General features: G+C 45.1%; 11 protein-coding genes. 3 read left to right on the top strand and 8 right to left on the bottom strand.

Going from position 1 to position 10,601, the window contains the following annotated elements; all coding sequences use genetic code 11:
* Positions 1-155: 155 nt before the first annotated feature.
* On the top strand, positions 156-590 hold the full coding sequence (tsaE, locus tag QUB52_RS22975) for a tRNA (adenosine(37)-N6)-threonylcarbamoyltransferase complex ATPase subunit type 1 TsaE (protein ID WP_265238682.1): 435 nt from the start codon (positions 156-158) through the stop codon (positions 588-590).
* A 56-nt stretch (positions 591-646) separates the two neighbouring features.
* Here the strand turns inward: tsaE and QUB52_RS22970 are convergent, their stop codons facing one another.
* From QUB52_RS22970 to QUB52_RS22950, 5 genes are all read right to left on the bottom strand, one after another.
* Positions 647-982, bottom strand: coding sequence for a DUF5615 family PIN-like protein (locus tag QUB52_RS22970; protein WP_265238643.1), 336 nt, complete (start codon positions 980-982; stop codon positions 647-649).
* Between the two features lie 3 nt (positions 983-985).
* Positions 986-1,324, bottom strand: coding sequence for a DUF433 domain-containing protein (locus QUB52_RS22965; protein ID WP_265238645.1), 339 nt, complete (start codon positions 1,322-1,324; stop codon positions 986-988).
* A gap of 226 nt (positions 1,325-1,550) precedes the next feature.
* The gene (locus QUB52_RS22960; RefSeq protein WP_332974837.1) at positions 1,551-1,892 is read right to left on the bottom strand and encodes a DUF5615 family PIN-like protein; all 342 of its coding nucleotides are present in this window, start codon (positions 1,890-1,892) and stop codon (positions 1,551-1,553) included.
* A 3-nt stretch (positions 1,893-1,895) separates the two neighbouring features.
* Positions 1,896-2,219 (bottom strand): DUF433 domain-containing protein, encoded by a 324-nt coding sequence (locus QUB52_RS22955; protein WP_265238648.1) that lies wholly within the window; start codon positions 2,217-2,219, stop codon positions 1,896-1,898.
* Positions 2,220-2,505: 286 nt separating this feature from the next.
* Positions 2,506-3,831, bottom strand: a complete 1,326-nt coding sequence (locus tag QUB52_RS22950) for a dihydroorotase (RefSeq protein ID WP_332974839.1) — start codon at positions 3,829-3,831, stop codon at positions 2,506-2,508.
* 245 nt (positions 3,832-4,076) lie between these two features.
* Here QUB52_RS22950 and lepB point away from each other — a divergent pair, with 245 nt between their 5' ends.
* The gene (gene lepB, locus QUB52_RS22945) at positions 4,077-4,685 is read left to right on the top strand and encodes a signal peptidase I (protein ID WP_265238653.1); all 609 of its coding nucleotides are present in this window, start codon (positions 4,077-4,079) and stop codon (positions 4,683-4,685) included.
* Between the two features lie 241 nt (positions 4,686-4,926).
* On the opposite strand, the gene QUB52_RS22940 is transcribed toward lepB, so the two are convergent.
* Complete coding sequence (locus QUB52_RS22940) at positions 4,927-6,450, bottom strand: peptide ligase PGM1-related protein (RefSeq protein WP_332974840.1); 1,524 nt, start codon at positions 6,448-6,450, stop codon at positions 4,927-4,929.
* Between the two features lie 118 nt (positions 6,451-6,568).
* Positions 6,569-8,239, bottom strand: a complete 1,671-nt coding sequence (locus QUB52_RS22935) for a glycosyltransferase family 39 protein (RefSeq protein WP_332974841.1) — start codon at positions 8,237-8,239, stop codon at positions 6,569-6,571.
* A gap of 343 nt (positions 8,240-8,582) precedes the next feature.
* Here QUB52_RS22935 and recA point away from each other — a divergent pair, with 343 nt between their 5' ends.
* Complete coding sequence (gene recA, locus QUB52_RS22930) at positions 8,583-9,713, top strand: recombinase RecA (RefSeq protein ID WP_265238656.1); 1,131 nt, start codon at positions 8,583-8,585, stop codon at positions 9,711-9,713.
* A gap of 225 nt (positions 9,714-9,938) precedes the next feature.
* On the opposite strand, the gene QUB52_RS22925 is transcribed toward recA, so the two are convergent.
* A complete protein-coding gene (locus tag QUB52_RS22925) occupies positions 9,939-10,202 on the bottom strand; it encodes a hypothetical protein (RefSeq protein ID WP_332974842.1) in 264 nt (87 codons plus the stop codon).
* Positions 10,203-10,601 lie beyond the last annotated feature (399 nt).

The raw sequence follows: 10,601 nt of genomic DNA, 5'->3' as shown, positions 1-10,601 counted from the left end.
GGAGATGGGGAGATGGGGAGATGGGGAGATGGGGAGATGGGGAGATGGGGAGATGGGGAGATGGGGAGATGGGGAGATGGGGAGATGGGGAGATGGGGAGGCTACTGACTACTGACTACTGACTACTGACTACTGACTACTGACTAATGAATGAAATGAAAACTTTGCTGCCAGATTTTGAGGCTACGCGCAAGTTTGGTATGGCGTTAGGTCGATCGCTCCCCGCCGGGACTGTAATCTTATTACAAGGAGATTTAGGCACAGGCAAAACTACCTTGGTGCAAGGTATAGCCGAAGGTTTGGGAATCTCCGAACCTGTGGAAAGTCCTACTTTCACCCTGATTAACGAGTATTTTGCAGGGCGAGTTCCACTGTACCATCTAGACTTGTATCGACTGGAACCCGAAGAAGCGGAAGCCTTGCACTTAGAGAGTTATTGGGACGGATTAGAAAGGGATTTGGGGATTGTGGCGATCGAATGGGCAGAAAGATTGCAGTACAAACCAGAGAATTATTTGCAAATTTCTTTGAGTTATCTAGATAACGGGCGGCAAATTGAAGTAATTGGCGCTGGCGATTTATTGGATTAGCAATGGGAAAATTGATCGAGTGCGATTCACGCGCGGGATAGCTACGCTTCACGCACTTACTGTGGCGGGCGGTTGACTCGAATCAATTTTCCCCTCAAAGTTTCCTCACCAGCAATAGCATCATTAATGCGTGTTGCCAATCTTTCTAGATTTTTGTCATCTGTACATACGATAATGCCAGAATGGTTAGGTTGTTCAGCGTGCAAGCGTATGAAATGCCGGCGATTTTGCGTCATCACCGTGCGATCGTTATTTGCAGCAAAAGCTAATACTTCCGGGTCATCATCTCCAGCATTTCCTGCCTCTTGAATAGTCAGGGCATCGTGACCAAAATTTCGCAGCAATGCCACAACAGGAAACGGGAACTGTTTATCTGCATAAAGACGTGCCATAAATTATACTTCCTGCATCATTGCTGCTGCTTCTTCTCTGAGTGCTGTGGCAATTTCTTCTGAATTTTCCTCAGCATAAGTCCAGACATTGACTAAATTTATAGCATTCAAATAAGGATAAAATTGCAGAATTTCAGCATCCGTTGTACCTTGACTGCGTAAACTCACAAACAGCCAAACGGGCAGTCGAGTTTTGGCAATACAAGCATCGCCACCACAAACTCCGGGAGTCTTGGTAATTCCCGGCCAGCTATTGTTTAAACTTTGAGTTAACAGCCGTATTGCTTCAGATTTTTCTGTCGGAGTTAAGGCAAGAAGTTGTGTTTCTAATTCTTGGAGCATAGGTAATATCGCCTTGACAATAAGGGAATATATTCTGAGTGTTTTAGCACAATTTTTTGGTGCTGTCCTGGAGACAGTATCAACCAGAGATTTGTTTTTAAATTTCTTTGAGTTATCTAGATAACGAGTGGCAAGTTGAAGTGATGGGGAATGGCGATTTATTGGATAGGCAATGGGAAAATTGAAAAAGGGCGATTTCCTACGGGATAGCTACGCTGGCGCGTACTTACTGCGGCGGGCGGTTGACACGAATCAATTTACCCCTCAAAGTTTCTTCCATTGAAATAGTCTCATTGATGCGTATTGCCAACCGATTTCTATCTCTGTCATCTTTACAAACAATAATACCCGCATGGTTTGGCTGATGTTTGTGCAGTCCGATGAAATCAAACCTATTTAATGTCAAAACAGCTCTATCGTTACTCGTAGCAAATTCTAGCACCTCTGGATCGGGAATTCCCAGATTTGCATTTCCTGCTTCTTGAACTGTTAACACATCGTGACCCACAGTTCGCAAGAATTCGCTAACTATGCGCGGGAAATGTTCGTCCGCATAAATACGCACCATAGTTCAAGCTTCCTCATTTTTTTTGATGGCTGCTTCAATTTCATCAAGATTTGCATTAGCGTAACTCCAAGCATTCACTAAGTCGGCAGCGCTAATATGAGGATAGTCATTTAGCAGTTCTGATTCAGTGATACCCAGACGGCGAGACTCTACCAGTCCCCAAACTGGAATCCGAGTTTTGGCAATACAAGCATCGCCACCACAAACTCCGGGAGTCTTGGTTATTCCTGGCCAGCTATTGCTTAAACTTTGGGTTAACAGCCGTATTGCTTCAGATTTCTCGGTCGGAGTTAAGGCAAGAAGTTGTGTTTCTAATTCTTGGAGCATAGGTAATATCGCCTTGACAATAAGGGAATATGCTTTTATAAGTTTAGCACAAATTTTGGTGTCAGTTTTGGAGTGAAGTAGGGTGCGTCAGAAGCGTGAGATTGTCGCGACAATCTCACAATCTCAAAACTGACGCAAGCCCGGAATAAATGGTGCGTCAGAACAACATTTTTCGTGATAATTTACAATTTCCAAACTGACGCACCCTACCGCTTAAATCCGACCTGATTCTTTAGTCCGCGGAGGCGGACTTAGTTTGTGTAGTCGCGGTTTCAACCGCCAATTCTTATCTCTCATCGTCAAATCTCAAGGCTTCTCCCCTGACATTTGTATCCAACTTGCCATTCTCAAAAACAACTTTTCCTCCCACAACCGTCACCACGGGCCATCCAGTTAAATTCCAACCTTCAAAGGAACTCCAGCCGCATTTACTCGCCATCTCTTTTCCGATCACCGGGCGGTATTTGTCCAAATCTACCAATACTAAATCTGCATCCAAACCTGGAGCAATTTTCCCTTTATTGGGAATTTTATAAGCCTTAGCAACTGCCGCCGACATCCAATGAGAAACTTGCGCTACAGTACATTTTCCCTCGACTGCTTGCGTCAGCATCAAAGGCAAAGAAGTTTCTACTCCGGGCATTCCCGATGGACTATTTGGATACTCTTGAGCTTTTTCTGCTAATGTATGCGGCGCGTGATCTGTGGCGATACAATCAATTACGCCGTCGAGTAAAGCTTGCCAAAGTATTTCGTTGTCGCGGGGCTCGCGCAATGGCGGATTCATCTGAGCTAAACTGCCAATCTTCTGATATGCGCTGGTATTTAACAACAAATGCTGTGGCGTTACTTCCGCTGTTACCCAACTCGGTTTTTCTTGTCGCAAAAACTCGGCTTCATCGCCAGTTGAAAGATGCAAAATATGCAGTCGGCGTTGATATTTTTTAGAAAGTTTTACGGCTAGCTGAGTGGCTAACAAGGCTGCTTGATTGTCTTGAATTTGCGAGTGGACTGCTAAATCGGTACTGCCGGCAAATTCCTGACGACGCTGATTAATTCTAGTTTGATCTTCGGCGTGTACTGCAATTAATCGATTGCCCTTAGAGAAAACTCGCTCTAAATTTTCCTCTCCATCCATCAAAAGCTGTCCGTGCATCGAACCCATAAACACCTTAATCCCCGGAGTCGGATTCGCATCCAACAAATCCGGCAAATTCTCCGGCGTGGCCCCAATAAAAAAGCCGTAATTGACCAAACACTTGTCAGCAGCACGGCTTAGCTTATCATCTAAAGCAGCTTGCGTTGTTGTCAGAGGTCGCGTATTGGGCATTTCCAAAAACGATGTCACACCGCCCTTAGCGCAGGCACAGCTAGCGGTAAACAAATCTTCCTTGTGTTCCAGACCTGGTTCGCGGAAGTGTACCTGCGGGTCAATTACTCCGGGTAACAGAGTTAAGCCGATCGCATCTATTTCGCGATCGACCTCTGCGACAATCTCAGGAGCAACTCGAACAATTTTGCCATCGCTAATTAGCACGTCCCCTACCAAAAACTCGCCATCGGGTAACAGAATGCGAGCGCGACGGATTAACAAACTTGATGTGGTCGGCATAAGCTATAATTCAATCACTAATGTGCGTAGAAGCATGGACAAATCTTACCATTAAAATAGCTTTAAAAATAGTAATGACTATAACTAAGTTTCGGAAAATTTGTAACTTCTAGAGTGATCCTCGATGTACTTGACTCAACCAGATAATACAAAAACTCCCCCTGCCCACAAAGATTTTGCAGATTTCCTCAAAAAATTCCGAATTAAGTCTATAATTTGTATTTAGCCCAGTGACTTAAATACTTATGACTCGTCTAGACAAGTCAGCCGACGAAAAACCACCGCAAGATACCGAGAATCCTTGGATAGAAGGAATTAAGACGATCGGCTTAGCAGCATTTTTAGCCTTTGGCATCCGCACCCTGGTTGCTGAAGCTCGCTACATTCCTACTGGCTCGATGCTCCCAACCTTGCAAATTAACGATCGATTAATCATAGACAAGGTGAGCTATCGATTCCAAGATCCGCACCGAGGAGATATTATCGTATTTATGCCTCCCGATTCGGCGAGTTTGTGCACGGGACAGCCGCCACCGATCAAAGATGCCTACATCAAGCGAGTGATCGGACTTCCGGGGGATACTGTGGAAGTCAAAGAGGGAAAAGTTTTTATCAACAAGCAGCCGCTACAGGAAAAGTATATTGAAGAAATTCCCAATTATCCCTACGGGCCTGTAGTTGTATCTCAAAATTCTTACTTGGTGTTCGGCGACAACCGCAACGCAAGCTGTGACAGCCATTATTGGGGCTTTGTACCCAAGGAAAATATCATCGGTAGGGCGATCGTCCGTTTTTGGCCTCTCAACCGCACAGGGTCGATCGATCCCACGCCACTTTATCCCACTAAAAATTAGCCACAACCTAAAATTCCGCAGCGTAAAACCTGCGTTAACAGTTAACAGTTAACAGTTGACAGTTGACAGATGACAGATGAGTGCGAAGTTTTTAGGCAGGGGATTTAAGCCCCAGCCTAAAAACAATCCACCTAAAGGTGGGGGCTTAAATCCCCTGTGCTTTGGTGATTAGCTTAAATCACCAATGACTAATGACTACTGACCAATGACTAATGACTACTGACCAATGACTGCTTGGGATTTAGTATGAAGTTTCGCGATCGAGCACTTTCACAACCTTGTTATACATATCCTCCGCTTCTTGCGGCGAATTGCCGATACTCGTCAATCCAAGTTTGCCAAACTCCGACAAACAACCCATTAAATGAAACACACTCCCCGTCTCAGTACCGCTGTCAAAGTGGAGTTGATTGTCAGCAATAATATCCATCAAATCATTCGGCAATAATCCCCGATACCGCTCCTTTTTCAAATTGTCCGAAGCCACATAATATTTCGGACGGCCCTGCTGGCTGTAAAATAATCCGGTAGTTCGCTCGTAGCGACCGTTTGTTAACAGTTTCAAAGCCATAAACGGATGAGTTGTACCTCCTTTTCGTAAGTTAATTTCTATTGCTTGAAGATCCCATTGGCCGTCCGATTGCTTGACGGCAACATAATCCACTCCAAATCGCTCCAAAGCACCTTTTTCAGCTAAATTTTTCCCGACTTTCCATCCCGATTCTTGCAGCGCCAGCCGATAGGATTCATCCGCCGGAAATCGGCAACCCAAGAAAATTTGACCGTCTGGGCCTCCTAAAATCTGGTCGTGGGTTGAGAGGATTTCTACTTCGCCACTGGGAACAATTCGACCTTGAACACTGGGCGATCGCTTTTCTGATCCTTCGATAAATGCTTCGGCAATTGCCCCTAATTCGGGAATGCGACTGCTGAAATTTTCCCAGGTTTCGCCTGTGGATTGAAATCGCAAATTGTGGAAGCAATCGCCAATTGCTTTAACTCTTTCTTGAGGGGCTTTATTCGCGATCGGTTTTAGATCCAAAATTGCATTTCCTTCCCCCGAAAAACCTTCATTTAACTTAATTACTATCCGCTGCAAATCCGGCTGCCTTTCCCACAACTCGGCCGCAGCTTCCGCCAAATCTTCCGCATTCCAAACCAACTCGGAACCGTCAGGATAAGGCACGCCAGCTTCTTTGAAAATCTGCCTGCTGCCGCTTTTTGTTCCCCAGTATAACAAATCAGGATCGCTCGCCCACAGAGGAATACCCAATTTAACAGATAATTCGCGTTCTAAATGCGTCGAGTTGTAACAAACCATATAACATTTTGTCGGCCGCACTGCTTGACGAATGCGCTCCATCAAGCGGGGACGATCCAAAATTTTCTGGGTAAGAGGTTTGGCAGAAGCATCATAAGTAGAAAACAGCAAAAGCCGATCGCGCGCGTGAGAAAATGGAATACCTGGGAGCAATTGCAGGTAATAATCCACAATCATCGGGTGCAGTGGCTCCGAGGTAATATAAATTAAGCGCGTGCGGGGATTTCGCAGGCGAATCAATGAAAATAAATGCCGCTCTTCGTAGTGGTAAGCACCCTCAACTTTCAGTATTTCTTGCTGATCTAAACTAAGAGAAGGAATGACGATAATGTCACAATCTCCGCTATCGAATTCTTCGATTTCTCGCCAACGTTCTCGCAATTCTGTCTGAAGATTGCGAAACTTCTGCGAGTGTTCGGAATCGGATTTATTTATATTTTGCATTTCGTTATCCTAAATAGATGTAGATGTAGGGTGCGTCAGCCCAGATACCTGAAGTAAGTCAAACAGTTTTTTCCGGGGCACCCTACCGGGGATGATCGCGAATTTATGTCAAGTTACTTTAAGAAGCTCGTCGCACTCGAAAAAGTCTGGGATATTCCAATATAGGTTCTAGCCGCCGTTGATTTTGCTTGAATGCCGATCGCAATTTTTCCGAAGGGCGGAATACCAGAGGAGCAGAATATCTGTTCAGCATTTCCAGATCTGGCGACTGGCTCAGCAGCATCAGCCGTACATCTTTGTCAAGCAAATAACTCAGGGAAAGCAAATCTCCCATGTTAGTAAAGTCGTTACCGCGATCACTAATTACTATTGTATCTTTAATCGATCGATTAGCGATCGCCTCTTTGTTAATATTTCTCGCAACTTCAGCATTAAAATAGCTCAAGTCTTTGCTCCACGAAGTATCAGAAACAGCACTGATCGTACAGGATGCTATGCTTGCTGTAAATACCCCGGCTAAAACTACTTGCCAAAACCGCTGCTGAGTTTTCACATTACTTGCGAGCAAGCAAGCAACTGCTAGCTGTACTCCCGGAAAGCACGAAATTAGATAGCGGCTGACGGCGGAACGTTTGCCACCTAGAATGATATCCGGTAAAGCCAGCATCAAAAAAGGTACAAAAATTGATGTTAAAATAAACAGCTTAGTTGAACTGCTAGTTTGGCGGCAGATTTGGTAAAGGGCTGCCCCAATTAACAGCAAAAATGGCAATCTCAGCAGATAAGTCCAGATATTGTCAAAGCCTAAGTCGAAGTCAAAAAATAAGGCTGTAAAGCTGAGAGTCCACAATTTTGCTAAATACAGCCAACCCGGATTTACTCGCGTCCAATCTGTCGTAGCTGAGGCTCGTTGGAGATTGGTCGCCAGCACATAAATCCACGGCAGATATAAGATTAAAGCTGCTGTTACTGCCAAGAAAAATTGAGAATTAGTTAAATGACTTCGCAATTTTCTTTTTTTAACAAACAGCCAGCAAGAAATTATAAAAACTCCGTGTCCGATCAGTGTTAAACTGAAGAAAGGGTGAGTGTATAAGCCGATCGCGATCGCCAGCGAGTAATAGGCCCAATTTTGCCAACCCCGCAACCGCACTGCTCTCAACAGTAGCCAACTGCTGCCAATAACTACGGTTGTCAGAAAACTGTACTGCCTTGCTGTCTGGGCAAACAAGATGTCAAAGGGAGATAAAGCTAACAGTGCTGTTGCTACTAAGGCCGCATTTTTTGAGGCGAAAAGTTCCTGAGCTAAAGCGTACATCAAAGGCAGTGACAGCAAACTCAATATTGCTGGCAAACTGCGGGATGCTGCTAGAGAACTGCCAAATTGCTGCATCCACAAACGAGCCATGAGAAAGTACAAAGGCGGATGTTGTGGGTCTTCTAGTGCTAAAGAACGAATTGTATCTGCTGCTGTACTTCCCGGTTTGATCCGCTGATATTTCTGCAATTCTGGTGCGGGAATAATTCGGTTTTGGAATAGTGCGTCGTCGATTTCTTGCCTGGTGAAACCTGCGGCGCGGATTGATGTGTAAACTTCGTCGTGCCAGTAAAGTTTGCGATCGATCTCGAAGAACCGAAATCCGATACCTAGTAAAATGCCGATCGCCAATAAGCTGATCAGCAACCGGGAATTTTGGGGAATTTTGGGATTAACAGATGTGTCTTGATGTGTTGTAGATGCCATGCTTGTCCTAATTGTGGCGATCGTCCCAGAGGAACTATAGACCATGCTAAACCTTACTCAAGCGAGCGATCGATACCAGTATATATAGCCTTTCGAGCTCTCATATTAGGTACGCTTCCGGGATATGGCATAGGGGATATGGCATAGGGCATACCTCACCACGCTTGAGAACCGCTATACCCCAACCGACAATAATTCTACCCTCTGCCGGATGCCGAATACATTCTACATGAGTGCCTTCTGGAAGCTGGCTCAGGCTGAACCACCCCAAAATCAAGAATCTTAAACCAAATCCTCCCAGAACCTCCAGACCCCAAAAATAACTGCTAACATACGTGTTGTACAGTTAATCAACAAGCTCCGCAAGGGGTCTACCCGCGTACCGAAAATGGCAAAAAAAGAAGCTTCTACAAAAACTACTGAAAACACAGAAAAGCAAAAAGCCCTAACTTCCGTACTGTCCCAAATCGAGCGCAGCTTTGGCAAAGGGGCGATCGTCCGATTGGGAGACTCCACTCGCATGAGGGTAGAAACCATCCCCACCGGAGCCCTGACACTGGACATTGCTTTGGGCGGCGGTTTGCCCAAAGGTCGAGTTATTGAAATTTACGGCCCGGAAAGTTCCGGTAAAACTACTCTAGCGCTCCACGCGATCGCCGAAGTCCAAAAAACCGGCGGTATCGCAGCCTTCGTCGATGCCGAGCACGCCCTCGATCCCACCTACGCCTCAGCATTAGGCGTAGATATTGAAAATCTCTTAGTTTCCCAGCCGGATACCGGCGAAATGGCCCTAGAAATTGTCGATCAACTCGTGCGATCCGTCGCCGTCGATATCGTAGTCATTGACTCCGTAGCCGCCCTCGTCCCCCGCGCCGAAATCGAAGGCGACATGGGCGACTCCCACATGGGTTTGCAAGCGCGCTTGATGAGTCAAGCGCTTCGCAAAATCACCGGCAACATCGGCAAATCCGGCTGTACCGTGATTTTCCTCAACCAATTGCGGCAGAAAATCGGCATAACTTACGGCAACCCCGAAACAACCACTGGCGGTAACGCACTCAAATTCTACGCCAGCGTGCGGCTCGACATTCGCCGCATTCAAAGCTTGAAAAAAGGTACTGAAGAATACGGCAACCGCACCAAAGTTAAGGTTGCTAAAAACAAAGTTGCTCCGCCTTTCCGCATTGCCGAATTTGACATTGTATTTGGCAAAGGCATTTCGACTTTAGGCTGTCTGACTGACTTGGCAGACGAAATGGGAGTGATTTTGAAAAAAGGTTCTTGGTATAGCTATAACGGCGAAAATATTGCTCAAGGACGTGACAAAGTGATTCAACACATGGAGAAAAATATCGATTTCAAAAATGAGATCGAGCGGCTAGTACGGGAAAAACTTGAGACTGGTGCTGTAGTTTCTGCTAATTCTGTCGCTCCTGTTGATCCTGATGTTGATGTTGATGTTGATGCGGATGAGGATGTTGATGAAGATCAGGATGTAGAAGAGTTGGAAGAAGTCTAACTTTGGTAGTGATTAGTCATTAGTGATTAGTCATTAGTTATTAGCAATAGTAGGTTGGGTTCAATGTACAGAAATCCAACCTACTATTGCATAATTGCTGCTTTGACATCTCCCTAGCCTGAAAAGGCGAGGGGAGATGTCAATTGTTTTGCCGGGCCCAGTCCAATACCTCTCGGTTAAGCACAAAATTGAAGGATTTAATCTCCTGAAATAGTTGTAAACTCGTTAGCCTGAGCCTGGCCCAATTTCCTTAACCGAGAGGTATTGGGGCCCAGTCGAAATGTCTTTGAAAGTTCCATTGTAATAGTAAGAGCCTGCTGCTTGTTGGGAACGGGTAATTTTAATATTGCCAAAAAAATCGCGATCGCCTACTTTTGTAAAATAAAAACCGTTAGGATTGTTTACTTTTTCTGACAGGTTTAAAGTAGTTTTGCCGTTGGGATTAATATAAGTTGTAGCGCTAGCAGCACCGCACCAAATTAATGCCAAAACTCCTGCTGAAAACCAAAGATTAACTCGTTTTATGGCAATACATTTTATAAACTTCTACTTTATTTATAGCTAGCAGCCCCATACTTTACCAGTCGATGCAAGCGAGTGTCACTCATTTGAGCGACAGCGCACTGGTCAATACGTCTCAGTTAAAGGCAAAATTGAAGAATTTAATCTTCTCAAATACTAGCTCGCTCCAAGTGCGATCGCCCAGGGAAATTTCTGTCACCGAGAGCTATTGAGGTGCGTCGCTACTCGAAAAGTCGATTTTAATTCAGAAATTTTTAATGGCGACACACCCTGCGAATAATATTGCTACAGGGCAAGCTGTCAACTATCAACTGTTAACTGTCAACTGTTTACTTCACCCTACTTCACGTCTTTTCAACTCTCTTC

The sequence above is a fragment of the Microcoleus sp. A6-C6 genome, assembly GCF_036705955.1.
Taxonomy (GTDB): domain Bacteria; phylum Cyanobacteriota; class Cyanobacteriia; order Cyanobacteriales; family Microcoleaceae; genus Microcoleus.
Note: the sequence above shows the minus strand (reverse complement) of the source record. Positions and strands in the feature narration are given on the sequence as shown.

Bases quoted from the DNA above. Each gene is read 5' to 3' on its own strand.
- tsaE (WP_265238682.1), top strand. From the start codon at position 156: ATGAAAACTTTGCTGCCAGATTTTGAGGCTACGCGCAAGTTTGGTATG.
- QUB52_RS22970 (WP_265238643.1), bottom strand. From the start codon at position 982: ATGGCACGTCTTTATGCAGATAAACAGTTCCCGTTTCCTGTTGTGGCA.
- QUB52_RS22965 (WP_265238645.1), bottom strand. From the start codon at position 1,324: ATGCTCCAAGAATTAGAAACACAACTTCTTGCCTTAACTCCGACAGAA.
- QUB52_RS22960 (WP_332974837.1), bottom strand. From the start codon at position 1,892: ATGGTGCGTATTTATGCGGACGAACATTTCCCGCGCATAGTTAGCGAA.
- QUB52_RS22955 (WP_265238648.1), bottom strand. From the start codon at position 2,219: ATGCTCCAAGAATTAGAAACACAACTTCTTGCCTTAACTCCGACCGAG.
- QUB52_RS22950 (WP_332974839.1), bottom strand. From the start codon at position 3,831: ATGCCGACCACATCAAGTTTGTTAATCCGTCGCGCTCGCATTCTGTTA.
- lepB (WP_265238653.1), top strand. From the start codon at position 4,077: ATGACTCGTCTAGACAAGTCAGCCGACGAAAAACCACCGCAAGATACC.
- QUB52_RS22940 (WP_332974840.1), bottom strand. From the start codon at position 6,450: ATGCAAAATATAAATAAATCCGATTCCGAACACTCGCAGAAGTTTCGC.
- QUB52_RS22935 (WP_332974841.1), bottom strand. From the start codon at position 8,239: ATGGTCTATAGTTCCTCTGGGACGATCGCCACAATTAGGACAAGCATG.
- recA (WP_265238656.1), top strand. From the start codon at position 8,583: ATGGCAAAAAAAGAAGCTTCTACAAAAACTACTGAAAACACAGAAAAG.